Origin of the sequence: Anaerovorax odorimutans DSM 5092 (genome assembly GCF_000426305.1) — a bacterium.
Taxonomy (GTDB): domain Bacteria; phylum Bacillota; class Clostridia; order Peptostreptococcales; family Anaerovoracaceae; genus Anaerovorax; species Anaerovorax odorimutans.
Window position 1 is genome coordinate 32,301 of record NZ_AUFC01000017.1, and the last position, 24,936, is coordinate 57,236.

At 31.1% G+C, this 24,936-nt stretch carries 25 protein-coding genes; 2 read left to right on the plus strand and 23 right to left on the minus strand.

Annotation, left to right across the window (positions count from 1 at the left end; translation table 11 throughout):
• Positions 1–9: 9 nt before the first annotated feature.
• From K292_RS16405 to K292_RS0107565, 4 genes are all read right to left on the minus strand, one after another.
• On the minus strand, positions 10–768 hold the full coding sequence (locus tag K292_RS16405) for a type II secretion system F family protein (protein ID WP_051280493.1): 759 nt from the start codon (positions 766–768) through the stop codon (positions 10–12).
• Positions 765–1,967, minus strand: coding sequence for a CpaF family protein (locus K292_RS0107550; RefSeq protein ID WP_037372818.1), 1,203 nt, complete (start codon positions 1,965–1,967; stop codon positions 765–767). Before K292_RS0107550 ends, K292_RS16405 begins: the two co-directional genes overlap by 4 nt.
• 121 nt (positions 1,968–2,088) lie before the next feature.
• Positions 2,089–3,195 (minus strand): AAA family ATPase, encoded by a 1,107-nt coding sequence (locus tag K292_RS0107555; protein ID WP_027399325.1) that lies wholly within the window; start codon positions 3,193–3,195, stop codon positions 2,089–2,091.
• A gap of 51 nt (positions 3,196–3,246) precedes the next feature.
• A complete protein-coding gene (locus K292_RS0107565; RefSeq protein ID WP_084145934.1) occupies positions 3,247–4,005 on the minus strand; it encodes a ClpP family protease in 759 nt (252 codons plus the stop codon).
• Between the two features lie 125 nt (positions 4,006–4,130).
• Between K292_RS0107565 and K292_RS0107570 the strand changes: the two genes are divergently transcribed.
• Positions 4,131–4,367, plus strand: a complete 237-nt coding sequence (locus tag K292_RS0107570) for a YlmC/YmxH family sporulation protein (RefSeq protein WP_027399327.1) — start codon at positions 4,131–4,133, stop codon at positions 4,365–4,367.
• Positions 4,368–4,580: 213 nt separating this feature from the next.
• On the opposite strand, the gene K292_RS0107575 is transcribed toward K292_RS0107570, so the two are convergent.
• The 15 genes from K292_RS0107575 to mtaB form a co-directional block, all read right to left on the minus strand.
• On the minus strand, positions 4,581–4,790 hold the full coding sequence (locus K292_RS0107575) for a hypothetical protein (RefSeq protein ID WP_027399328.1): 210 nt from the start codon (positions 4,788–4,790) through the stop codon (positions 4,581–4,583).
• A gap of 271 nt (positions 4,791–5,061) precedes the next feature.
• Positions 5,062–7,695 (minus strand): pyruvate, phosphate dikinase, encoded by a 2,634-nt coding sequence (ppdK, locus tag K292_RS0107580; RefSeq protein ID WP_027399329.1) that lies wholly within the window; start codon positions 7,693–7,695, stop codon positions 5,062–5,064.
• A gap of 213 nt (positions 7,696–7,908) precedes the next feature.
• A complete protein-coding gene (locus K292_RS0107585) occupies positions 7,909–9,312 on the minus strand; it encodes a glycine--tRNA ligase (protein WP_027399330.1) in 1,404 nt (467 codons plus the stop codon).
• 35 nt (positions 9,313–9,347) lie between these two features.
• Entirely contained in the window at positions 9,348–9,959 is a 612-nt protein-coding gene (locus K292_RS16410; RefSeq protein ID WP_051280495.1) for a DUF4342 domain-containing protein, read from the minus strand.
• Positions 9,960–9,979: 20 nt separating this feature from the next.
• A complete protein-coding gene (gene recO / locus K292_RS0107595; RefSeq protein ID WP_027399331.1) occupies positions 9,980–10,732 on the minus strand; it encodes a DNA repair protein RecO in 753 nt (250 codons plus the stop codon).
• Positions 10,733–10,745: 13 nt separating this feature from the next.
• A complete protein-coding gene (gene era / locus K292_RS0107600; RefSeq protein ID WP_027399332.1) occupies positions 10,746–11,639 on the minus strand; it encodes a GTPase Era in 894 nt (297 codons plus the stop codon).
• A gap of 8 nt (positions 11,640–11,647) precedes the next feature.
• Positions 11,648–12,025 carry a cytidine deaminase gene (cdd, locus tag K292_RS0107605; RefSeq protein ID WP_027399333.1) on the minus strand — a complete coding sequence of 126 codons (378 nt, stop codon included), beginning with the start codon at positions 12,023–12,025 and terminating at the stop codon, positions 11,648–11,650.
• Positions 12,026–12,051: 26 nt separating this feature from the next.
• A complete protein-coding gene (ybeY, locus tag K292_RS0107610; protein ID WP_027399334.1) occupies positions 12,052–12,504 on the minus strand; it encodes an rRNA maturation RNase YbeY in 453 nt (150 codons plus the stop codon).
• Between the two features lie 25 nt (positions 12,505–12,529).
• Positions 12,530–13,513 (minus strand): PhoH family protein, encoded by a 984-nt coding sequence (locus tag K292_RS0107615; protein WP_207637163.1) that lies wholly within the window; start codon positions 13,511–13,513, stop codon positions 12,530–12,532.
• Positions 13,494–14,699: a sporulation protein YqfD gene (locus K292_RS0107620; protein WP_027399336.1), complete on the minus strand. Its 1,206-nt coding sequence runs from the start codon at positions 14,697–14,699 to the stop codon at positions 13,494–13,496. The genes K292_RS0107615 and K292_RS0107620 overlap by 20 nt, the downstream gene beginning before the upstream one ends.
• The gene (locus K292_RS0107625) at positions 14,686–14,934 is read right to left on the minus strand and encodes a YabP/YqfC family sporulation protein (RefSeq protein WP_027399337.1); all 249 of its coding nucleotides are present in this window, start codon (positions 14,932–14,934) and stop codon (positions 14,686–14,688) included. Before K292_RS0107625 ends, K292_RS0107620 begins: the two co-directional genes overlap by 14 nt.
• A 104-nt stretch (positions 14,935–15,038) precedes the next feature.
• Complete coding sequence (locus tag K292_RS0107630) at positions 15,039–15,494, minus strand: GatB/YqeY domain-containing protein (protein ID WP_281168539.1); 456 nt, start codon at positions 15,492–15,494, stop codon at positions 15,039–15,041.
• 21 nt (positions 15,495–15,515) lie between these two features.
• Positions 15,516–15,695, minus strand: coding sequence for a 30S ribosomal protein S21 (gene rpsU / locus K292_RS0107635; protein ID WP_027399339.1), 180 nt, complete (start codon positions 15,693–15,695; stop codon positions 15,516–15,518).
• Positions 15,696–15,842: 147 nt separating this feature from the next.
• Positions 15,843–16,184 carry a histidine triad nucleotide-binding protein gene (locus tag K292_RS0107640; RefSeq protein ID WP_027399340.1) on the minus strand — a complete coding sequence of 114 codons (342 nt, stop codon included), beginning with the start codon at positions 16,182–16,184 and terminating at the stop codon, positions 15,843–15,845.
• A gap of 151 nt (positions 16,185–16,335) precedes the next feature.
• Positions 16,336–17,715: a tRNA (N(6)-L-threonylcarbamoyladenosine(37)-C(2))-methylthiotransferase MtaB gene (gene mtaB / locus K292_RS0107645; protein ID WP_051280497.1), complete on the minus strand. Its 1,380-nt coding sequence runs from the start codon at positions 17,713–17,715 to the stop codon at positions 16,336–16,338.
• Positions 17,716–17,925: 210 nt separating this feature from the next.
• Between mtaB and K292_RS18250 the strand changes: the two genes are divergently transcribed.
• Positions 17,926–19,851, plus strand: coding sequence for a polysaccharide deacetylase family protein (locus tag K292_RS18250; RefSeq protein ID WP_245570840.1), 1,926 nt, complete (start codon positions 17,926–17,928; stop codon positions 19,849–19,851).
• A 65-nt stretch (positions 19,852–19,916) separates the two neighbouring features.
• Here the strand turns inward: K292_RS18250 and K292_RS0107655 are convergent, their stop codons facing one another.
• The 4 genes from K292_RS0107655 to dnaK all read right to left on the minus strand — a co-directional run bounded on the left by K292_RS0107655 (position 19,917) and on the right by dnaK (position 24,883).
• A complete protein-coding gene (locus tag K292_RS0107655) occupies positions 19,917–20,654 on the minus strand; it encodes an RsmE family RNA methyltransferase (protein WP_027399342.1) in 738 nt (245 codons plus the stop codon).
• Positions 20,655–20,693: 39 nt separating this feature from the next.
• A complete protein-coding gene (prmA, locus tag K292_RS0107660; protein WP_027399343.1) occupies positions 20,694–21,707 on the minus strand; it encodes a 50S ribosomal protein L11 methyltransferase in 1,014 nt (337 codons plus the stop codon).
• Positions 21,708–21,784: 77 nt separating this feature from the next.
• Positions 21,785–22,939, minus strand: coding sequence for a molecular chaperone DnaJ (dnaJ, locus tag K292_RS0107665; RefSeq protein ID WP_027399344.1), 1,155 nt, complete (start codon positions 22,937–22,939; stop codon positions 21,785–21,787).
• Positions 22,940–22,999: 60 nt separating this feature from the next.
• Positions 23,000–24,883, minus strand: coding sequence for a molecular chaperone DnaK (gene dnaK, locus K292_RS0107670; RefSeq protein ID WP_027399345.1), 1,884 nt, complete (start codon positions 24,881–24,883; stop codon positions 23,000–23,002).
• Positions 24,884–24,936: the final 53 nt, after the last annotated feature.

Genomic DNA, 24,936 nt, shown 5'->3' on the forward strand with positions numbered 1-24,936 from the left:
TTCATTCAGCTATACTTTTATATCTGTTATCCTATTACTCAAATAATACGCAGCTCCTATTGCAATTAATGAAACCGTCATAATAATCCTTCCGATAAAGGTCTCATACATAACTCTCAAATAATCAGGAGATATAATTCTTAAAAACAATATAATAATTAATGGAATAGCTGTTAATATTTTCGCTTCAAATTTTTTTTGCGCAGTTAACGTCTTAATTTCTTTATTGATTGAAATCTTATCCATAATGATTTGCGCTGCTTTCATAACTACTTTTTCCAAATCACCACCTGTTACTCTGCAAGTAAAATAAACATCTACAAAATTTTTAATATCATCACAATCACTACGTTTTGCAAAATCTCTGAGAATAGTTTCTTCTGATTCGCGATTTACATAAAATCTCTTTACTATATATGATAGCTCCATTACAATAGGAGCGTTTTCAGAATAAATTACCTTCATGTTGTCCCTTGCTTCAAGTAATGCTTCAGGCATTTGTCTTCCAACAGATATCGATGCAGAGATTGAATACAAAGCATCACGAAACTGATTATTCAATTCATGTTTTCTCTTTTTTGCTAAATATTTTTTATAATATTTTTGCATAGGTAAACAACAAAACAAGCTAATTATTGACAACAATATACTGGAATAAAATAAATATGAGACTAATAACATCGAAAGAGATACAATAAAGAAAAATTTTAATCGTTCATTTTTACTTAGTTCATATGTATCATAAGATGCCGGTATCAATTCAATCATAATGTAATTCCCTTCATTTCTAATTTACCTTTATTAATTAAATGATTATCTGTTCGAACTAATTTTCCTTCCCCATCTTTTATGCTAAATTTAAATAATGTATTAATTCTAATTTTATTATCTCTGTACTCTTGTATTTCGGCTATCTCTAATACTCTCCGACTCTTATCTTTTAATCTTCCTAAATGTACAATAATATCTATAGCTTCCGCTATTTGACTTCTAATAGCTTCAATTGGAAAATCGGCAGCCTGCAAAAACATTGCTTCAAGCCTTGATATCATTCCTTCCGGCGAATTACCGTGTCCTGTTGATAGTGAGCCATCATGTCCTGTATTCATCGCCTGAACCATATCCATAACTTCTTCTCCCCTTACCTCTCCCACAATAATGCGATCAGGTCTCATTCTAAGAGAAGCTTTAATAAGTTGTTTTGCATTTACTTCTCCCTTACCTTGTGCATTTGCATTTTTACACTCCATTCGAACAATGTTTTCTATTTCGGTAATTTGTAATTCTGCCGAATCTTCTATGACAATAACTCTTTCATCTTTTGGTATATATGAAGATAAAACATTTAAAAAAGTTGTTTTCCCTGAACTTGTCCCTCCTGAAATAAAAATATTATAACCAGCTTGTACAAGTTTTTTAAGAAATTCTGAAGCCTCTAGAGTAACAGAATCTCTTTCTATCAAATTCTCCATTGTAATCTTATTTGCCGGAAATTTTCTAATAGTTAAAATGGGACCATTTAACGCAATATTTTTATAGACAGCATTTACCCTTGAGCCATCTTCAAGTCTGGCATCAACTATGGGATTTAATTCATTTATTTCTCTATGTACCTTGGCCGCTATTCTTCTTATTATCTCTTCGAGCTCTTCTTTATTCTGAAATCTAAAATTTAATTTTTCTAATTTCCCATGTTTTTCAATAAATATATTATCAGTACCATTAACCATAATCTCATTTACTTCTTTGTCATCAGCAAAAGGTTGTAAGATACTCAAATCTTTTCTGATTATATTAAATATTATATATATCATTTTTTCTTTCTCTTTATATGAATAAAATTGACTCTTATCATCATGGAGTACATAATTTTCTATATATTCCAGTACTTCATCATCTGTAAGTTGATTTTCACGACTATTAATAATTACTCTTACTCCATCTGTAAGCTCTTTAATAATTTCCATTTGACTCACAAGTTTTACTCCTTATAACTATTTAGGCTGATAAAGGCAACATATACCCATTATTATATTTGTAGTATATAAAATGTTGACACATTAAATGTTTTAAGTATAAGTTTGTTCATCATTTAATTATTTCATTAACAACCTCTTTTATTCCTAATCCAAATACATTATCCAAATCAATTTCCTTAATTTCTTCCCTAATGGAAAAACTGCTTTCATCTTTATCAATGAAAATAATTTTTCTTTCTTCAAATTTATTTACTTCTTCGCCTTCAGCTTCATTTTCATCATTATTTATTACCATATTTCTAACCCTTATATAGTTTTCAGGAAATATGCTATAGTCCTTTTTTATAAAATAATTTATAGCATTATTGCTTTTCTTTATTGATATGAACTCATCTCTTTCTATCAATATGACTTTAAAACAATTCTGCAACAATTCTAATGTCTGATTGTTTAATGAATAGGGTAAATCCAAAACAACATAATCATATCGTCTACTCTCTTCTATAAACTTAAGGAAACGATATAACTCTTCATTTTTAAGCTTATTTAATTCATTACTTCCTTTCGCAGGATAAAAAAACTCTACTCCACATGGATTTAAAAATGTAAAGCTTGTGATAAATGTACATATATTTTCATGCTCTTTATTAAAAAGATAATAGAGAAAATCACTGATATTTTTATTTTTTGTTCCGCCTTGTAAATAAAAATGAGTTGATTCAAATTCTTCTAAACTAAGATATAATACTTTCTTATCATGATACCTAACTAATTCCTGCGCTACACCTATGGAAACAGCAGTCTTACCGTTACCTCCTCCTGCACTGTAAAAACCAATAAATTTGCATGCTTTATTTTCACAAACTATGTTTTTCTTTCCAAAAAAGAAAGCATATATAATCCTTAATTTTGAAGCTAAGTCCTGAATCCTTGAATATTTATAAAGTTCTTTAACAGGTTTATCTCTTAAAGATTTTTCGACTTTATCTTCCGTAAGATAAATAACACAATTATTATTATTGAGAACTGTAAATTCAACTAAATTATTATAAATACAACTTGCCAATATCAAATCATACTTAAAATCTTTTATATAACTATAGAAAGTAACCGTTACATCAAAGTCATTATGTAAGTTGGAGATAGCTTTACCTAATGCTAAGCTATACTCCTTATCGTTTTCATTATGCAAAATTAATAATCTAATTTTTTCCATTTTATGCTAAACCTTCCTTTTGCATAATTATATATCTTTTCCCAATTTATGTCAATCTTTTTTGTTATTAACAATCAATTCCTTTAATTTTGCAAGTGCTTTATCTAGCCCGCCTACTTCATCAATCAATCCTATTTTTACTGCATCTTTACCAAATAATATAGTTCCAACATCATTCGCCATATTATCTGTTGCGCTCATCAATTTACTTATTGTATCTCTATCAGCTTTTGAAGTTCTTGTAATAAATGAAACTACCCTTTCCTGCATTTTTCTAAAATACTCATAAGTTTGTTCAGCTCCTATGACCATACCCGTCATTCTAATAGGATGTAACGTCATTGTTGCGCTTTCTGCTATAAAAGAATAATTGCTTGCTGTTGCTAAAGGTATTCCTATGCTATGTCCTCCTCCTAATACTAATGATACTGTTGGCTTAGACAATGTAGAAATTAATTCCGCTAACGCAAGTCCAGCTTCAACATCTCCGCCAACAGTATTTAAAATGGTTATCAAACCTTTAATTTTATCGTTTTCCTGTACTGCAACTAACTGTGGTATAAGATTTTCATATTTTGTAGTTTTATTGTTTGGTGGCAATACCATATGTCCTTCTATACTACCAATAATAGTCATATATTGTATATCACTTCTGAAATCAAATATATTACTTATTACACCAAAGCTATCAATATTATCCTTAGTCTCTGGCTCATTGATTTTCTTTTCTTCCTCTACATCTTTTTCCTTATCTTTTTCATCTTTGTCTGGTAGATTTTCTTTATTTTTATCTTTATCGTTTTTGCTCATATTAAACCTCCATTAAATGTTTTTTTCTTTGTAATAATTCTATTATTTGCAATATATATTTTTATATAAGATAATTTTTTATAATTATGGAAATAAAACGAATCAATTTGATCGGAGGAATTGAAATGAGACTCAGCGAGATTGGATATAAGGAAATTATAAATCTATCTAATGGAAGCAGACATGGACAGTTATCAAATGCCGAATTACTTTTTGATGAAAAAAATGGAAAAATAAAAGCAATTTTAGTTCCTGATTTTCAGGGCAGAATTGGATTTTTAAATAACAAAGATTATTTACAGCTACCTTGGAATTCTATTCTTAAAATAGGTGAAGATATAATTATTTTTGAAACAACATAAATTGTGATTCAAAATTTAATTAAATACGATTTAAAAATCAACCGTTATCTAAATCAAACAAAAAACCGACCCTTAAAAATCATCTTGAACTGACCTCTCATAAGTTAGATTTTTAAGTTTAACTTATGAAAGGTCGGTTCAACTATCTTTAATAGGATCGGTTTTTATGTTCATATATTAAATTATATTTTTTACATATTCATTAAAATAAAACTATTTATCATTTAGATAATGTTTTGCACCCTCTTCTTCAGGATCTTTTTTAGGTTTTTCTTCAACAGATACTTCATAGTCTGCATCTCCAGGTACTGTAACATCCTCTTCTTCTTTTGCAGGTTCACAAATAGTACAGTTTAGATATTCATCAATCTCTTTACCATCTCCGCAGCTGCATTTTTTTGTATTTAATTCTTTCTCTGTCATTTTATACATCCTCCTTTAAATCAAAGTATTTTTTCTTATGTAATTTTTTATACCCTAATGCGACAATTTAAAACATAATATATTAATATTTTATCATATCTGATTTCTTGTCTCCTAAAAAATCAGTCTCATCTTTTTAAGTCATAAAACTATAAATAAATATATAGTATTTATGAAGAAACGTGTCTGCCAACATACAATATATGGGTGCTTATATAAAAAAAGATTTAATCAAATAAATTGATTAAATCTTTTTTATAATATTTATATTTTATTTATTTGACTTAATAGCAGCCTGTGCAGCAGCAAGTCTTGCAATCGGTACTCTAAAAGGTGAACAAGAAACATAATTTAAACCTGTATTATGACAAAATTCTATGGAAGATGGATCTCCACCATGTTCTCCACATATTCCAAGCTTAATATCTGGTCTTGTCTTTCTTCCTAGCTCAGCACCCATCTTAACTAATTTTCCTACACCCTTTTGGTCAAGTCTTGCAAAAGGGTCATTTTCATAAATCTTTTTATCGTAATAGGAGCCTAAGAATGAACCTGCATCATCTCTGCTGAATCCAAAAGTCATTTGTGTAAGATCATTTGTACCAAATGAGAAAAATTCAGCTTCTTTAGCAATTTCATCAGCAGTAATAGCAGCTCTAGGGATCTCAATCATAGTACCAACCATATATTTAAGATCTACTCCAGCCTTTTCTATAACTGTTTTCGCAGTTTGATCTACAATTCCCTTGACATATGCAAGTTCTTTAATTTCTCCAACAAGAGGAATCATAATTTCAGGTACCATATTCCAATCAGGATGAGCCTTCTTTACATTAATAGCTGCTTCAATAACAGCAGTAGTCTGCATCTCCGCAATCTCTGGATATGAAACTGCTAAACGGCAGCCTCTGTGCCCCATCATTGGGTTAAATTCATGTAAAGAAGAAATAATAGCTTTAAGTTCATTTATATCTAAATTCATTTCTTTAGAAAGTTCTTTAATGTCCTCTTCCTCAGTCGGCAAAAATTCATGTAGAGGTGGATCTAAGAAACGTATTGTAACAGGGAAACCTTTCATTGCTTCATATATGCCTTCAAAGTCTTCTCTCTGCATAGGTAAAAGCTTTGTAAGAGCAGTTTTTCGTTGCTCAACGGTTTTTGACACAATCATTTCTCTCATTGCAGAAATTCTTTTTGAATCAAAGAACATATGCTCAGTTCTGCATAAACCAATGCCTTCTGCACCAAAGCTGACAGCTTGTGCAGCATCTTTAGGTGTATCTGCATTAGTTCTAACCTTAAGTGTTCTATATTTATCAGCCCATGTCATGATTCTGTCAAAGTTTCCGGAGATAGTAGCAGCCACAGTTTTAATGGCTTCACCATAAATATTACCGGTACTGCCATCTAATGATATGTAATCTCCTTCATGGAATTCTTTTCCTCCAAGTGTAAACACCTTTGCTTCTTCATTGATTTTTATATCTCCGCATCCTGATACGCAGCAAGTTCCCATCCCACGAGCAACTACAGCTGCATGAGAAGTCATACCTCCACGAACTGTTAAAATACCTTGAGCATAATTCATACCTTCAATATCTTCAGGGGATGTTTCTAAACGAACAAGAATTACTTTAGCACCTTTATTTACTGCCCAATTTGTAGCATCTTCAGCCGTAAATACAACCTGACCACAAGCAGCCCCAGGGGATGCAGGAAGTCCTGAAGAAATTGGCTTAGCTTGCTTTAAAGCTTCATTATCAAACTGTGGATGAAGTAATGCATCAAGTTGCTTTGGATCAATCATTAACACTGCTTCTTCTTCTGAAATCATACCTTCATCAACAAGGTCACATGCAATTTTTAGAGCTGCAGCTGCAGTTCTTTTACCATTCCTTGTTTGTAACATATAAAGCTTACCTTCTTCAATAGTAAACTCCATATCCTGCATGTCTCTATAGTGTTTCTCCAATGTATATACAATTTTATAAAACTCTTCGTATACTTTTGGATTCTGTTCTTTTAACTGATCTATAGTTTGAGGAGTTCTTACACCTGCAACTACATCTTCACCTTGAGCATTCATTAGGAATTCACCATACAGCTTTTGTTCTCCGGTAGCAGGATTTCTGGAGAATGCAACACCTGTACCAGAAGTATTTCCCATATTTCCAAATACCATAGCCTGAACGTTTACTGCAGTACCCCATGAAGATGGTATGTCATTCATTCGTCTATAATAAATTGCTCTTGGATTATTCCATGAACGAAATACTGCTTCTATTGCACCCATTAATTGATCAGTTGGATTTTGAGGAAAATCTTCACCGATTTTTAGTTTATATTCTTCTTTAAATAATCTTGCTAATTCTTTTAAATCTTCTGCATCTAATTCAGTATCAAGCTTTACTCCTTTTTTTTCTTTCATTTCATCAATTAGTTTTTCAAAGTATGCTTTACCTACTTCCATAACTACATCAGAATACATCTGAATAAAACGTCTGTACGAATCATATGCAAATCGAGGATTACCTGTTTTTTTTGCAAAACTTTCAACAACAACATCATTTAAACCTAAATTTAATATTGTATCCATCATACCTGGCATAGATGCTCTGGCACCTGAACGAACAGATACTAATAATGGATTTTCTAAATCACCGAATTTTTTTCCAGTAATTTCTTCCATTTTTGATACATAAGTCATTATTTCAGATTTAATTTCATCATTAATGGCTTCTCCATCAGCATAATACTGTGTACATACTTCAGTGGTGATTGTAAAGCCTTGTGGTACAGGCATTCCCAAATTAGTCATTTCAGCTAAATTTGCACCTTTTCCACCTAATAATTCACGCATTTTTCCGTTACCTTCACTGAAGAGATAAACATACTTTTGTCCCATTTCGACTACTCACTCCTTTTTTAATGTCATCAAATAATTAATATAAAAAACTACGAAATCATAAATTCTATTTGCACGTATTGGCAATTTGCTATTTTCATTTGCTGCCAATAATCAGTGTTTTTTTAAGTTCCGCTAAAATTATATTTCATATGGTTACAAAAACGGAACAAACTATCCTTGTTATAAGGTGTTTGTCCCATGTTTTATAAGTTAAAATACCAACTTGCTTTCAATATATTCTTTTATTTCAGAAATTGGTATTCTGATTTGCTCCATTGTATCACGATCACGGATGGTTACACTCTTATCATTTTCTGTATCAAAATCTACAGTAATGCAGAAAGGTGTTCCAATTTCGTCTTCTCTTCTATATCTCTTACCAATACTGCCCGCTGCATCATAATCTAACATGAAAGACTTTGACAATTCATCATACAACGCTTCAGCTTCTGAGCTTTGTTTCTTTGTAAGAGGTAATATAGCAGCTTTAAATGGCGCTATCGCAGGGTGAAACCTCATAACTGTTCTGATATCTTCTTTACCCTTTGCATCAACTAAAACTTCTTCATCATAAGCATCAACTAAAAATGCAAGTGTTACTCTGTCAGCTCCAAGTGAAGGTTCAATACAATAAGGTACATATTTTTCATTTGTTTCAGGATCTTGATACGACATATCCTGACCGGAATGTTCTATATGTTGTTTTAAATCAAAATCTGTTCTGTCTGCTATACCCCACAGCTCTCCCCAACCAAATGGGAAACGATATTCGATGTCAGTAGTTGCATTACTGTAATGAGATAATTCTTCTTTTTCATGATCTCTAAGTTTAATATTAGCATCATTAATGCCTAATGATTTAAGCCAATTAACACAATAATCTTTCCAATAACTAAACCATTCTAAATCTGTACCCGGTTTACAAAAGAATTCTAATTCCATCTGCTCAAATTCTCTTGTTCTGAAAGTAAAATTACCGGGAGTAATTTCATTTCTAAATGATTTACCAATTTGTGCTATTCCGAATGGGATCTTCTTCCTTGATGTTCTCTGTACTGCCTTAAAATTAACAAATATACCTTGTGCGGTTTCTGGTCTTAAGAAAATTTCCGCTTTAGAATCTTCTGTAACTCCCTGGAAGGTTTTGAACATTAAATTAAACTGCCTTATAGTAGTAAAATCACTCTTGCCACATTCCGGACACTTAATTGAATTATCCTGAATAAACTGTTCTAGTTTTTCTTTTGACCAGCCATCAACATTTGCTTCCATCCCATCAGTTTCTTTTATATAATCTTCTATAAGCTTATCTGCTCTAAATCTTGCTTTACAACTTTTACAATCTATAAGAGGATCTGCAAAACCGCCAACATGGCCGGATGCTACCCACGTTTTAGGATTCATTAATATAGCTGCATCAAGACCTACATTATATTTTGATTCTTGGACAAATTTTTTCCACCAAGCTCTTTTTACATTGTTTTTTAGTTCTACGCCTACAGGGCCATAATCCCATGTATTTGCCAAGCCGCCATAAATATCAGAGCCTGGGAAAACAAAACCTCTAGATTTTGCTAATGCTGTAATTTTATCCATTGAAAATTCTTTGCTCATACCTACCTACCATTTCTTGTTTTATCTTATTTTATTTATTCCTTACTGTCGCAAGAACTAGTTTCTTCCTGAGAATCTGAAGTAAAACTTTCCTCATCACTTTCAGACGTATAATCTTCTTCTTTTTTTCCTCTATTCATTGCTTCTGCTGTTTTTTCCTTTACATTGGAAAAGACTTCAGAACTTTTTACTTTTACTTCATCAGCTATAACTGAACCTTTTTCTACAACATTACCAAAAGTATCTGTTGCTTTTTCGCTGATATCAATTATTTCACCATCTTCTTTTATTAATTCTATTACGCATTTAGTTCCAAATGCTGCAAGAATTCCAGCAACAGCAACCAAAGGTGAAATTACAGTACCTAAAATTCCAATATTAACAGGAAGATTTAATATAATTTCATCATTTTTCTTTATTACAATCTTGGAAACGTTGCCTTTTTTTATAGCTTCTTTAATCTTATCAATTAAATGCGCACCCTGTTCACCTAATTTACTTTTATTATTAATATCTATAGATTCTTCAATATCAATAATAGCATCCACTACACTTCCGTTTGCAGCCTCAAGAGCTTCTTTTGCTTCTCTATAGCTTACACCGGTTCTATCTTTAACTAATTCAATCTTTTCTAATGTAATCTCCATATTCTTACCTCCATTTTATATCAGTCACTTAAAAAACCTTCACTCTTTAAGTTTCCAATGTCAAGATGATATTCAATATATTTTTTTACAATAACTGATAAACATTGTAAAATTTCATCATCCAGCCCCAATTTTTCAAAGCTTTTTAATGAGCTTCCAAGAATATACTCTAATATATCTACTATACCAAAATTTATGTTATAAATCAACTTCTCATTACTATTTAACTTATTATTTTGCATACATTTTTTGCAGATTACACCGCCGTCTTTTACGCTAAATCCAATAAGTTCATCTTTGCTTCCACAAAGAACACATTCTCTTATTTGGGGCATACTTCCAAAAAGCTGTAACGATTTAATCTGATAAGCTAATACAAGAGATAAATATTTTTTATTTCGTCTCTCCATGATATCAAAAAAATCGTTGACTAAATCAAAAATTTTAGGAGCAGGTACATCTTCAATAATTAATTTTTCTGTAAATTCCAGAACATAAGAGCAACACATATATTTTTCTACATCCTGACCTAGTTTATAGTAACTTTTAATTACTTCGGCACCATTAATATTATATGATTGTTTATTTTTAAAGAGTTCATACCTGCCATAAGTAAAAGGTCTCATAGCTAAAGCAGCTTTGCTTCTTCCTTTTTCATTAATACTTGTACCTGCACTTATCTTACCGTATTTTCTGGAAAATAGGATAATCATCCTTCTTCCATTGACAGTTTTCGTCTGCTTTAAAATAATCCCTTCAGTATCTGTATACATATTCTATAACCTATTAATTACCATATCCAAAGCTATTTAAAGCAAAATCATTATCTCTCCAATTTTCCTTTACTTTTACAAAAAGTTCTAAGTAAACTTTGGTACCCAGTAACGCCTCTATTTCTATCCTTGCACTCTTTCCTATTCCTTTAAGTTTTTTTCCCTCTTTACCGATTATAATACCCTTATGAGATTTCTTTTCGCAATAAATTACCGCACCAATCTTTGTAATATTTGAATTTTCTTTATAACTTTCTATATCAACAGCAACTCCATGAGGTATTTCTTCATTCAAATATAATAAAATCTTTTCTCTTATAATTTCACTTACAATAAACCTTTCAGGATGATCCGTTATCATATCTTCTGGAAAATACATAGGACCTTCCTTTAACATATTTTCTAATTTTTTTAACAATACATCTATATTTTTCCCTTCAATTGCAGATGTACCAAAGATTGCATCAAATATATTTAAATTTTCATATTCTTCATAAATTGTCTTAAATTTATCAGGATTCAGCTTGTCTATCTTATTAATAACAAGGATCTTAGGTGTGGATACTTCTTTTAAAAGATCCAATATATATTTATCCCCCGGACCTGCTGCTAGTTCATCATCAACAATAAAAATAATTACTTCTACCTCTTTAAATGTATTAATTGCCATTTCAGTCATTGCACTGCCAAGCTTATTTCGAGCTTTATGAATTCCGGGTGTATCTATGAAAATCATTTGACAATCATCATCATTATCATTTATTCTAGTATAAATTCCCCTTATGCTATTTCTTGTAGTCTGAGGTTTATCAGTTGTAATTGCTATTTTTTCTCCTAATATAGAATTAAGCAGTGTAGATTTTCCTACATTTGGCCTTCCTATAATTCCTATAAAACCTGATTTCATTTTCTCTCCTATAATCTAAATCCATGTAATAATAAATCTTTTATATTTGTAATATTTAAATTTTCACCATCTTTACTTGTTATAATATCTAAATCATCACTAAATTCGAACATAAACTGTCGGCAAATACCGCAAGGATATGCCTCTCCTCCCGAAGATGCAATGGCAATTGCCGTAAAATCGCGATGTCCTTCTGAGATAGCTTTCACAAAAGCTGTTCTTTCTGCACAAATAGTTGCACCATAAGATGCATTTTCCACATTTACACCTGTAAATACTTCTCCTTCTTTAGTTAGAAGTGCCGCTCCTACTTGAAATTTTGAATAAGGTGCATATGCTTTTTCCAGCATACCTTCAGCTAATTTATATAATTCTTTATACTCCATTTTATTCTACCTTTATTTTTATAAAATTAACGCATAAGTCCTATTTGATTCATTATATCTTCTTCTTTATTACGCATTATTTTTTGGTCATTTTCTTCCATATGATCGTAACCTAATAAATGAAAAACACTATGAACAAATAGATATACAAGCTCCCGTTCTCCTGAATGTCCAAACTCATCAGCCTGAATCAATGCTTGCTCCGGACAAATAACCACATCCCCTATACAAAGGATTCCTTCTTTAGGCAAGTTATCAAAATCTTCATATTGAGGAAACGAAAGTACATCTGTAATAGCATCTTTTCCTCTATAAACACTATTTAATTCATGAATTTCTTCTGTACTTACAAACGTAACACTAATTTCTACTCTGTCCGGCTCCAAACCTTCTTCTTTTACACAAAGTTCTGCAGCTTTTTTCATATGTTCAACAACTACTTGCCCCGGCCTTCTTTCTTCACTAAAAATAATGTTCATAACACTCTCCAATCACTTAACAATTTTAATCTTCATATTCTTCAGGATTTTCCTTGTAATATTTATCATACGCATTTATAATTCGCTTTACAAGTGCATGCCTTACTACGTCAACATCTTTAAGGAAACAAAATTCAATACCTTCCACTCTGTCAAGTACTTTAACAGCATCTACCAAACCTGATTTTTTACCTCGAGGTAAATCAATTTGAGTGATATCTCCTGTTATGACTGCTTTAGAACCAAAACCCAGTCTCGTAAGAAACATTTTCATCTGCTCTCTTGTGGTATTTTGTGCTTCATCCAAAATAATGAATGAGCTGTCAAGAGTTCTTCCTCTCATATACGCTAAAGGTACAACCTCAATTGCTTCTTTTTCTTTTAATCTAAGGGCACTATCCCTACCTAAAATATCGTAAAGAGCATCATAAAGAGGTCTTAAATATGGATCAACTTTTTCCTGTAAGTCTCCCGGTAGAAATCCTAATCTTTCTCCGGCTTCCACAGCAGGTCTTGCAAGAATAATCTTTTGAACTTCTTTATTTTTAAATGCATTGATTGCCATTGCAACTGCAATATATGTTTTTCCTGTACCCGCAGGTCCAACTCCAAATACAATATCATTTTTTTTAATACTATGTGCATATGATGTTTGTCCAATAGTTTTTGGTTTTATAGGTTTTCCTCTGTGAGTAAAACAAATAACATCCTTGTTAATATTGCTTTCCTTATATGATAAGCCTTTATTATTTAAACTAATAACATAATTTACTTTTTGTGCATCAAGTTTTTCTCCTGAGCCTAAAATTTCAAGAAGTTCTATAATTACTTCCTGTGCCTTATCGGCTTCCTTTCCCTTTAGTATTATTTCATCTTTACGCTGAACAATTTCCACATCATAATTATCTTGTATGACTTTTAAATTTACATCTAAATTACCAAATAATTCATTAGTATCTTGCTCTTGATCGATTTTCATTTTAATTTCTTCAATCAATACGTTCTCCAATAACAAAATCCTCCTCACTTCCTATTTGTTCTAATGCTTCTAACATAACCGTTACCTCTATTATATTTTCTTCTTTCGAAAACTTCAAACTTTTATTTAAAATTTGGCTATTTTCTCTTATTTTATCTTTTATAGAGTGTCTTAATAGTATCTCAGAAGCCTTTTTAACTTCTTCTTTATCACATTCACGTCTATATAATTTAACCTCTTGAGTCTTAGTAACAGATAAACTAAGCGGTAATGGTCTTATTGTTTTAAATATATTATTTTCTTTATACACTGAGGTTTCCCATCTATTACATAATTTACCCGTATTTAAATTGAAATTACCTATTTTTAAATTAATGCCATACATAGTTTTACCCGTTGGTTCTTTAATTAAATCATATCTTTCTTGATAATATGTAAAACGATATGGAACTTTTGCAGTTACTTCTCCTGATGCATGAACATAACGCTCTAAAGCAGCGGAAGATGTCGTACTATAATTATTATTTGTAATAGGTACAATTCCTGAAATAACAATGTCTCCTTTTTTTACAAAGGCACCCTCTGATACTGTAGCAAAACCTTCTCTGGCAATAATTTTATCTATGTATCCATCTTTATCAGCAACAATATGTGTTGGTTTATTAGGGTCAACTTTTTTAACAGGCTTAGTACCTTCTACAATTGTTACTTCTGCCAAATTCCCAACATAGCTTATGCCAACCCATGATAAATCCTCTAAGTTATTATATAAATATAATTTAACTTCATCAATAGAAATATTTTTACTGCACCCTTCATAAAAACCTGCCTCTCTTAAGCAGTTTCTTACTTGAGCTTCTGTAAATTTTTCATATCCGTTAATACGAATTTCAGAAATAAATGAACTTTGATAATACATAATAAATGCAAATAATATAAGCCCTATTATAGTACTTTTTTTATTAAAAATTTTCTTTATAAGAGGTTTATATCCATTTTCAGAAATAACTGTTATTTGATATTTATTTCTTGCCAGCCTTAAAAACTTTTTATAATCAAATGCCATTATTTTAAAAGTCATTTCTATATCATTTTTAATTTTTATATCTCTTAAAATTATCTTTTCTTTTGCACAATTATTAATAAGCCTTTGTTGATCAAAGCCCTCTACTTTTATTTGTTTATAATGTTCAAAAAAGCTGCTATTTTCTCTCATAAAACTCCACCATATTAATATTACCTGTTATTTGCATTCGTTCTTCTCCAAGCTGATTGACCACAAGGTTATCACCATTTACAGCAGTATAACGATTGCCATTATCTACTATAATACTTGTTTGACTTATTAATACTATTTTTTTTATATTATCAATAATTGCTGTTTTACCGCTTACTAAAATACGCGGCATATTTAATCCGAAGTCATAAATCATTTCATCTTTTATATTCATATAATCACCCTATACCATCTTATGAGTATATGATTCAAAAAATGAAAAATAACCTAGCATATGCTAGGTTATTTGAAATCTTTATTAAAATAGAAATCTACTTATTATGAAAGAAATGCTTCAATTACCTTTTTAACATCGCCGCCGTCTGCTACACCTTTTACCTTTGGCATAACAGCACCGATAAGCTTTCCTAAATTTTGCTTACCACTTTCTATTCCCATATCAGCAGCAGTCGCTTTAACAATTTCAGTAATCTCTGCTTCAGTAAGCTGCTTAGGTAAGTACTCCATTAAAATTTCTATTTCTCTGTTATAGTTATCCAATAGATCCGTTCGTCCTGCTTTTTTAAAATCAGAGAGGGCATCTTTTCTCATTTTTACCTGTTTGGTCAGAATATTTAAAACTCCTTGATCATCCAGTTCTTCTCTATTGTCAACTTCATACTGTTTTATAGCAGCACGAGCTAAATTTATTGTATTTTTTTTAATTTCGTCTTTTGCCTTCATGGCATCTTTAAAATCGCTTGTTAATCTATCCTTTAAGGTCAATAATAACACCTCTTTGCTTTTCCACAATACTTAGAACTTTTTAGCCTTTTTTCTTGCAGCTTCTGACTTCTTCTTTCTCTTAACGCTCGGCTTTTCGTAATGTTCTCTTTTTCTTAATTCTGACATTACTCCATCTCTTGCGCAAGAACGCTTAAACCTTTTTAGTGCGCTTTCTAAGCTTTCATTTTCTCTTACAACTACTTGTGCCATTTATTCATTCCCCTCCCTCCATGTTCTGAAATAATTCAGATGCTTTTCAAAACGGGTCTAATAGTGTTATCTATAACATGAGTATTATACCTTTTTTTGTCCCATTAATCAAGAAATATTTTCATAGATATATTTTTCTTCTTTTAATCAGCCCGGAGGCCAAGTCATTTTTCTCTTTCCTAATAAATGAAAATGTAAATGCATTACTGTTTGATAACCATCTTCACCGCAATTGCCTACCAATCGATATCCATTTTCCAATTCTAATTTGGAAGCAATTTCTTTAACTTTACACATAATATGACCTATTAATTCTTTATCTGAATCTTTTATATCATCCATTGATTCTATATGTTTTTTGGGAATTAACAGAACATGAACCGGTGCTTGAGGTTCAAGGTCATTAAATGCAATCATATCTTGATCTTCATATACTATAGTTGCTGGAATTTCTTTATTTGCAATTTTACAAAAAATACAGTCACTCATCAAAACACACTCCTGTTCTTTCTTAACTATTATGAACATATAATATATTTTACAATATAATCAAATCAACGTAACTTTTATTTAACTATAATTAAATATTATAACATTTTCAAATTTAAATCAAGTTATATGCAAAATATAACAATTTTAATTACTCAATAATCCCTTTTAAACCATCTTTGTATGTTTCACTAATCTTAACCTTAACAAAACTATTTATTAAATTCTTATCTCCATCTATATAAACTTTTATATAATTTTCCGAAAGGCCTTCTAAATATCCGCTGCTTTCATCAAATCTTTCTATTAACACGGTTCTTTTCATTCCAATATTTTTTTTAAAAAATTCTTTAGATATACTATTAGCAGTTTCCATGAGAATTTTACTTCTTCTCGCCTTTACTTCAGGTGAAATATGCCCTTTCATCTCAGCTGCTTTAGTTCCTTGTCTCTTTGAATATTTAAATGCGTGAACTTTGCAAAACCCTACAATTTCTACCATTTTTACACTATCCATAAAGTCATCTTCACTTTCTGCGGGAAATCCTACAATAATATCAGTTGTAATTCCATACCCTGGATCGTATTCCCTTAGAACATTAACTATGTCCAAGTATCCTTTGCGATCATAGTTTCTGTTCATAAGTTTAAGAATTTTATCACTGCCGCTTTGTAACGAAAGATGCAAATGAGGACAAAGTTTTTTATATTTAAGTAAGTTTTTTACATATTGCGAATTAATAACCGTAGGTTCTAAAGAACTTAGTCTTATTCTAAAATCTCCGGGTATTTCACTAAGAGCTTTAATAATGATTTCTATACCCGAAATTTTGCTATCTTCATTTTTTGCAAAAGATTTTTCTGTCCCATATAATGCTGTATTTATACCTGTAAGAACAATCTCTTTAAAGCCTTTGGAAATTAAGTTTTCAGCTTCTTTAATAATTTCTTCTTTTGGTCTGCTTCGTACTGAACCCCTTGCATAAGGAATAATACAGTAAGAGCAAAATCTATTACAACCTTCTTGGATTTTTATAAAGGCTCTTGTTTTAGAATCCATGGAAGTAATTATGCCCATATCTTCATACTCTGTTAATGCTTCCAGAGGTTTTATATGACATTCCACTCCCAAGTTATTGTTTTCTGAATCATTTTGACTATATAAATCTTTTCTTTTTCTGTAATCTTCTATATATTCTACCAAATTATTTTTTTCATTAGTTCCGGCTACAATATCCACACCTTCTATTGAACTGGCTTCCTTTGGACTAACTTGTGCATAACATCCGATAACAGCCGTAATGCTATTAGGATTAATTCTCTTAACACGTCTTATATATTGTCTTGATTTTCTGTCTGATAAACCTGTAACAGTACAAGTATTTATAATATATACATCAGCAAATTCTTCATTTTCTGCAACTTCATACCCTTTGGTAATAAATTTTTCTTTTATTGCCTGTGTTTCGTACTGATTTACTTTGCAACCGAGCGTTAATATACTTACTATTCTTTTTCTTTTTTCTTTCACTATCTAAATTCTCCTTTGTTTACATGTTCATTCATATAAATTTATATCATAATAAAACTATGTAAATTGGGATCCTGCCCATTATTATCTGAACACAATATATACATCGTTTATACCATTTGTCAATGTATTTTATAAAATACTGTTCTTTTCTGTATGACATTAAGCATATATTATTGCGATAATATACATGTTGGGAGGGGTAAAATTTTGCAAAAACATAGATTTATAAAATTTAATCGTTTTTATTTTAAACTAAATAATCCTAAATTTACAAGACTAGTATCTATAATTGTTTTTGCTTTTATAATAGCAATCACTCTGTTTTCTATTAATGCATTTCCTGTGAATCTTGCCGCACTTCAGCCAAAATCCAGTGATTCAATTAAGTGGGTAGATTTTGATGTACCTTATGAACTATTGGAAAAAACCATGTACTTAGACATTGAAAGTTATAATAGTGAGGTTCATCTTAACTGGATAGAATTATTATCCTATCTTGCAAGTAAATACGGGGGTAATTTCAAATTATACAATTCTCATGATTTAGACCAACTTATAGAAAAGTTAAATAATGGTGATTCAATGAAAGATCTTACAAAAGACATGAAACATTATGATTATTATAATGAGGCTTATTCAGCCGTTTTATCAGGTTTTCTCGGCGAATTTAAAATTGAAGTTCCTGTTAGTAAAGAATCAAATGAATCAAATGACAATACAACAAATGGTGCTGTAAAATGGCAGACAAAATACGGCTTAAAAGTTTTTTCTCCTATAGCTGATGGCTATTGGTACAATCATTATGATGATTTTGGTGCTGGAAGAAATTATGGATTTGATAGAAAACATTTTGGTCATGATTTAATGGTATCAACAGGCACTCCCATTATAGCTGTAGAAAGTGGAATAGTAGAAGCCTTAGGATGGAATCAGTACGGTGGATGGAGAATAGGTATTAGATCTTTTGATAAAAAACGTTATTATTATTATGCTCATCTTAGAAAAGATCGTCCATACAGCGCAGGTTTATATGAAGGTAAAGCTATAAAAGCAGGAGATGTAATTGGATACTCCGGCAGAACAGGTTACAGTATAAAAGAAAATGTTAATAATATTGATACACCTCATCTTCATTATGGAATACAGCTTATCTTTGATGAAAAAGAAAAAGACAGCCCAAATCAAATATGGATTGATTTATACAGTATTACAAATCTTCTTTCAAAGAATAAATCTCAAGTATATAAGGTTGAAGAAACAAAAGAATATTATAGGAAGTATGATTTTTCAGAACCCAACTTTTATGAAAAGGAAAATAATAAAAATAATAAATTAACTACTCCTAAAGCGGTTACTACCTTATCTGAATCAAAAGCACCTGAAGGCAGTGTTACCGTCCCTATCATTATGTATCACGGGTTAATAAAAGATACTACTCTTCAAAATAAATTTTTTATTGACCCCCAAATTTTTGAAAATGATTTAAAGTATTTAAAAGAAAATAAATACACTCCGATTTTAATGAAAGATCTTATAGCTTATGTAGACAAGGGTACACGGTTACCTGAAAAGCCCATAGTTCTTACTTTCGATGATGGATATTATAACAATTATTTATATGCATATCCTCTTCTACAAGAATATAATATGAAAGCGGTTATTTCTATTATTGGCAGTTGTACTGATAAGTATAGTGAACTGAATGAAAATAATGCTTCATATTCTCATATCACATGGGATCAGATAAAAGAAATGCAAAAATCAAAATTAGTAGAAATACAAAATCATACTTATGATATGCATAGTTATGATAATGGAAGGCAAGGCTCAAAGAAAAAGTTAGGTGAAAGTACAGATGATTACGAAAAAAACTTAAATGATGATATTGGTAAACTTCAAAAAGAAATATCAGAAAAAACCGGAATAAAACCAACTACTTATACTTATCCTTTTGGATTTATAAGCTACGATGCTGAAGAAATATTAAAAGAAATGGGATTTCGTGCAACTTTAAGCTGTGCCGAAGGTTTAAATTATGTAACAAAAGACCCTGAATCTTTATATAGAATGAAACGATTTATAAGACTTCCCGAAATAACAAGTGAAGACTTTTTTAATAAAATTGAAAAATAACCACAATTAAAAATAGAGTTTTAAACTTTATATAAAACTCTATTTTCATAGTCTGTCATTTGATCTTATAATTCTAATTCATACATTATCATAGATAAAGCAGCCATACCTGCTGTTTCAGTTCTCAAAATTGTCTTTCCTAAGGTAACACATTCAGCATTGATACTTTTTAGCTCTTTAGCTTCTTTATCAGAGAATCCGCCTTCAGGTCCAATAATCAAAGCAATATTCTTTGGTATATTATTTAAATTTCTAAGACTATCTTTTATTGAATAATTTTCTTCATTTTCATAAGGAAAAATAATCAACTCATAATCATCAAGATCATCTAACATTTCTTTAAAAGTCTTATTATTGTTAACTAATGGTATAATTCCCCTTTTGCACTGCTTTACTGCTTCATCAGAAATTCTTTGCCAACGTTCTATTTTATTTTTAAAATTACCTTTATCGGTTACAACTGTTCTGTCTGTAAATACAGGTACAATAGAAGACACACCAAGTTCCACACATTTTTGAATAATGGTTTCCATTTTACCTTGTTTTGGAATACCTTGAAACAAGGTTACTTTTATTTCAGGTTCTCTTGCAAATTTTTGCTTATCTAAAATTTTAGCCTTTATACAATCTTTTTCCATAGAAATAATCTGTGTTTTATATTCAAATTCCACTGAATCAGAAATATCAATACAATCAGAAACATTAAGTCTTAATACTTTGGAGATATGTTTAATGTCCTCTTTATCTGTAATATTAATTGTATTATCCATTACATCTTTATTTAAAACAAAAAATCTACTCATAATAACCCTTCCTTTTTATAGATAGGAAAAACTTTTAGTTTATTTATTAATCAAACGTGCTGCTATTGCACACCATTCATCATCTTCCAAAATTTCTAAAATTTCAAATCCGCATTTTTCTATTACAGAAGCAACTTTTTCCTTTTTTTCAATGAGAATTCCTGATGAAATATAAATACTTTTTCCCTTTAAATGCTTTACTATATCCTCTGTAAGCATAATAACTAAGTCAGCCATAAGATTTGCTGCAACAATATCAGCTGAATATGAAAGACCTTTTGTTAAGTCACCTTCTAATACATCAATTTTCTCAGAAAGGCCATTTAATTTAATATTGTCTTTTGCTACATTAACTGCTATAGGGTCTATTTCTATTCCCACCACTTTATCTGTGTTAAGAAGTGCTGCTGCCATAGATAAAATACCAGATCCACATCCCACATCTAAAACACAATCTCCTTTTTCTATATATTTTTCTAAAAGTTTCACACATAATGAAGTTGTAGGGTGTGATCCTGTTCCAAATGCCATACCTGGATCTATTTCTATAATAAGTTCATGATCCTTTTGTTTTTCATATTTTTGCCAAGTAGGTTTTATAACAATTCTATCAGTAATTTTTACTGGTTTAAAATATTGTTTCCAGTTATCCTTCCAATCTGAATCATCAACAGTATTACTTTCAACATATAATCTTCCTAAAACATTAGTCTCTCCATTAAATCCGTCTTTTCCTACTGTTTTAATTTCACCAAAGAAACCTTCCATTTCATTTGATTTCAATTTCATTACATCTTCTTTAATTAGCTGAAGCCTTTTGTCATCTTCATCGTTTTGTTCTAAATAAAATGTTATTTTTGTTTCTGTGTCTTTTAAGTTCATCAAATTTTCATCAACATAATCCCAGTCATAAGTATTCTTCTTGTCTAAAAACTCAATAAAATCTTTAGAATCTTCAATTTCAAAGCCTACAACTTCATGATTCATAAGAATGTCTGTAAGAGGCTCAATTCCCGACGTTGTCGTATATATTTTTACCTCATTGTATTTCATATCCGTTACTACCTTTCATATCTTATTGATATAAACAAAATAGAGCATTGATAAAAACAATGCTCTTTTGTTTATACTTATTTAAAAAGTTCCTTCATTGTTTCTGTAAAGCCTTTTTTCTTCACATAACTCTCTTGATTTAAAGAATTTCCTAATTTTTTAATAAGCTTTTTCTGTTCGCTATTTAATTTTGTAGGTACTTCCAGGTTTACCTTAACATATAAATCTCCTACTTTTGAACTTCTTAAACTTTTTATTCCTTTACCTTTTAATCTAAATACAGTTTCCGGTTGTGTTCCCGGAGGTATTTTATAAGAAACTTTTTCTTTTAAGGTTGGAACTATAAGTTCATCTCCAAGAGCTGCCTGATTAAATGTAATTGGAATTTCAATCCATAAATCAGTATCTTTACGTTTAAATAATTTATGCGGTAAAACACTGATAACTACATATAAATCTCCGTTTAGACCTCCATTACTACCTGGTTCACCTTGACCCTTTATAGATATTACTGAATCATTATCAACACCTGCAGGAATATCTACAGAAATAGTAACATTTTTTCTAACTTTACCTGTACCATTACAGTTATGACATGGTTTTTCAACCACCTGGCCTGTGCCACCACATTTGTCACAAGTTTGTGCAGTTGTAAATTGTCCAAAAGGTGTTTTTTGTGTTGCTCTTACTTCCCCCAAACCATTACATTTAGGACAGGTAATTTTTGAAGAACCACTTTCAGCTCCACTTCCATTACAGCTCTCACAGGCAACATATTTATAAATCTCAATTTTCTTTTTAACACCAAATGCAGCTTCATCAAAGCTTATTGTTATATTTTTTTGTAAATCTTGACCTTTTCTAGGCCCATTCCTTCTTCGTGATCCTGCTTGGTTGTAAGATCCACCGCCAAACATACCACCAAATAGGTCTCCGAAAATGTCTTCAAATCCACCTCCGAAACCGCCTCCAAAGCCACCGCCGCCTCCAAATCCTGCATTTGGATCTACACCGGCATGACCAAATCTATCATATTTATCCTTTTTCTGAGGGTCAGAAAGAACACTATACGCTTCATTTACTTCTTTGAATTTTTCTTCAGCGGCTTTATCTCCAGTATTACGGTCAGGATGGAACTCCATAGCCTTTTTTCTGTAGGCTTTTTTTATTTCATCATCTGATGCGCCCTTACTTATTCCAAGGACCTCATAGAAATCTCTCTTTTCTGCCATTGCTTTAACCCTCTCCTATACTCTCATTAGGGCGGTTAAAAAACCGCCCTAATTACTTTACTATTTTTTTTGTTCATCGTCAACTACTTCATAATCTGCATCAACTACATTATCTTGCTGTTGTGAACCGTTATCCTGTCCACCAGCTCCAGCCATATTGTTTGGATCAAATCCTCCCATGTTTGGATCTGCACCGCCTTGAGCAGCTTGAGCCTGTTCATACATCTTAGCTGAAATAGTATGGAATTCATTTGTTAAAGCTTCAGTTTTTGTTTTAATTTCTTCAATATTATTACCTTCTAACGCTTTAGAAAGTTCCTCTTTTGCGTTATTTACTTTAGTTTTTTCATCATCGCTTAGATTAGCTTCCATTTCTTTCATTGCTTTTTCTGTCTCATAAACTAAAGTTTCAGCTCTATTTCTAATATCAATTTCTTCTTTCTTTTTCTTATCTTCTTCGGCATATTGTTCAGCTTCTTTAACCTTAGCCTTAATTTCATCTTCTGATAATTTTGTAGAAGATGTAATTGTAATTCTTTGTTCTTTACCTGTTCCCATATCTTTTGCACTTACATTTACAATACCATTTGCATCAATATCAAAAGTAACTTCTATCTGAGGAATACCACGAGGTGCTGGAGGAATTCCTGTAAGCTGGAATCTTCCAAGTGTAATATTCCCTGCTGCCATTTCTCTTTCACCCTGCATTACATGTATATCTACTGCGGTTTGATTATCTGCTGCGGTTGAGAAGATTTGACTCTTCTTTGTTGGGATAGTTGTATTTCTCTCAATTAACTTAGTTGCTACTCCACCTAATGTTTCAATAGAAAGTGATAATGGAGTTACATCAAGAAGTAATACATCATTTACTTCTCCTGTTAATACACCTGCCTGAATTGCAGCACCTATAGCAACACATTCATCCGGGTTAATACCTTTAAAAGGATCTTTTCCTGTAATCTTCTTTACAGCTTCCTGTACTGCCGGAATTCTTGTTGAACCGCCTACAAGAATTACTTTTTCAATATCACTGTTAGTTATACCTGCATCAGACATTGCTTTTCTCATAGGTTCAATTGTTTTTTCTACTAAATCAGATGTAAGTTGATCAAACTTAGCTCTTGTAATATCCATGTCTAAATGTAATGGACCATCAGCATTTACAGTAATGAAAGGTAAATTAACATTTACAGTTTGTGAACTTGACAGTTCCTTCTTAGCCTTTTCTGCAGCTTCTTTTAATCTCTGGTGTGCCATTTTATCTTTTCTAAGATCTACACCATTTTCTTTTGCAAAATTATCTGCAATGAAATTAATAAGAGCTTCGTCAAAGTCATCTCCTCCAAGCTTATTATTTCCACTTGTTGCAAGTACTTCAAATACTCCGTCACCTAATTCAAGAATAGATACATCAAAAGTACCTCCACCTAAATCATATACTAAAATTTTATGATGAGTTTGATCCTTATCAAGGCCATAAGCTAATGATGCTGCTGTTGGCTCATTTATAATTCTCTTAACATCAAGACCTGCTATCTTACCTGCATCTTTTGTAGCCTGCTTCTGACTGTCTGTAAAATATGCGGGTACAGTAATAACCGCTTCTGTAACTTTTTCACCTAAATATGACTCAGCATCTGCTTTTAGCTTTCCTAATATCATAGCAGAAATATCTTGTGGTGTATAAGGCTTTCCATCAATTTCAACCTTATGATCTTCACCCATATGTCTTTTAATAGATGCAATCGTTCTGTCAGGATTTGTTATAGCCTGTCTTTTTGCAGTTTCTCCTACAAGTCTTTCACCATTCTTAGCAAATCCTACTATAGAAGGAGTTGTTCTATTACCTTCCGCATTAGCTATTACTACTGGTTCTCCACCTTCAAGTACAGCAACACATGAATTTGTTGTTCCTAAATCAATTCCTATTATTTTTCCCATAATTAATTTCTCCTTTTCTAATCATTATCAATTATTTTGCCTAATTAGCAATT

Excerpts from the sequence above, each read along its gene's own strand:
- K292_RS0107565 (WP_084145934.1), bottom strand. The coding sequence starts at position 4,005 with ATGAGCAAAAACGATAAAGATAAAAATAAAGAAAATCTACCAGACAAA.
- K292_RS0107575 (WP_027399328.1), bottom strand. The coding sequence starts at position 4,790 with ATGACAGAGAAAGAATTAAATACAAAAAAATGCAGCTGCGGAGATGGT.
- era (WP_027399332.1), bottom strand. The coding sequence starts at position 11,639 with ATGAAATCAGGTTTTATAGGAATTATAGGAAGGCCAAATGTAGGAAAA.
- K292_RS16405 (WP_051280493.1), bottom strand. The coding sequence starts at position 768 with ATGATTGAATTGATACCGGCATCTTATGATACATATGAACTAAGTAAA.
- ppdK (WP_027399329.1), bottom strand. The coding sequence starts at position 7,695 with ATGGGACAAAAGTATGTTTATCTCTTCAGTGAAGGTAACGGAAAAATG.
- K292_RS0107620 (WP_027399336.1), bottom strand. The coding sequence starts at position 14,699 with ATGAGAGAAAATAGCAGCTTTTTTGAACATTATAAACAAATAAAAGTA.
- dnaJ (WP_027399344.1), bottom strand. The coding sequence starts at position 22,939 with ATGGCAGAAAAGAGAGATTTCTATGAGGTCCTTGGAATAAGTAAGGGC.
- K292_RS0107640 (WP_027399340.1), bottom strand. The coding sequence starts at position 16,184 with ATGAGTGACTGTATTTTTTGTAAAATTGCAAATAAAGAAATTCCAGCA.
- K292_RS0107550 (WP_037372818.1), bottom strand. The coding sequence starts at position 1,967 with ATGGAAATTATTAAAGAGCTTACAGATGGAGTAAGAGTAATTATTAAT.
- rpsU (WP_027399339.1), bottom strand. The coding sequence starts at position 15,695 with ATGGCACAAGTAGTTGTAAGAGAAAATGAAAGCTTAGAAAGCGCACTA.
- cdd (WP_027399333.1), bottom strand. The coding sequence starts at position 12,025 with ATGGAGTATAAAGAATTATATAAATTAGCTGAAGGTATGCTGGAAAAA.
- ybeY (WP_027399334.1), bottom strand. The coding sequence starts at position 12,504 with ATGAACATTATTTTTAGTGAAGAAAGAAGGCCGGGGCAAGTAGTTGTT.
- prmA (WP_027399343.1), bottom strand. The coding sequence starts at position 21,707 with ATGAAATACAATGAGGTAAAAATATATACGACAACGTCGGGAATTGAG.
- K292_RS0107625 (WP_027399337.1), bottom strand. The coding sequence starts at position 14,934 with ATGAATATAAAAGATGAAATGATTTATGACTTCGGATTAAATATGCCG.
- K292_RS0107555 (WP_027399325.1), bottom strand. The coding sequence starts at position 3,195 with ATGGAAAAAATTAGATTATTAATTTTGCATAATGAAAACGATAAGGAG.
- K292_RS0107655 (WP_027399342.1), bottom strand. The coding sequence starts at position 20,654 with ATGAGTAGATTTTTTGTTTTAAATAAAGATGTAATGGATAATACAATT.
- K292_RS0107570 (WP_027399327.1), top strand. The coding sequence starts at position 4,131 with ATGAGACTCAGCGAGATTGGATATAAGGAAATTATAAATCTATCTAAT.
- K292_RS16410 (WP_051280495.1), bottom strand. The coding sequence starts at position 9,959 with ATGGAGATTACATTAGAAAAGATTGAATTAGTTAAAGATAGAACCGGT.
- recO (WP_027399331.1), bottom strand. The coding sequence starts at position 10,732 with ATGTATACAGATACTGAAGGGATTATTTTAAAGCAGACGAAAACTGTC.
- dnaK (WP_027399345.1), bottom strand. The coding sequence starts at position 24,883 with ATGGGAAAAATAATAGGAATTGATTTAGGAACAACAAATTCATGTGTT.
- K292_RS0107585 (WP_027399330.1), bottom strand. The coding sequence starts at position 9,312 with ATGAGCAAAGAATTTTCAATGGATAAAATTACAGCATTAGCAAAATCT.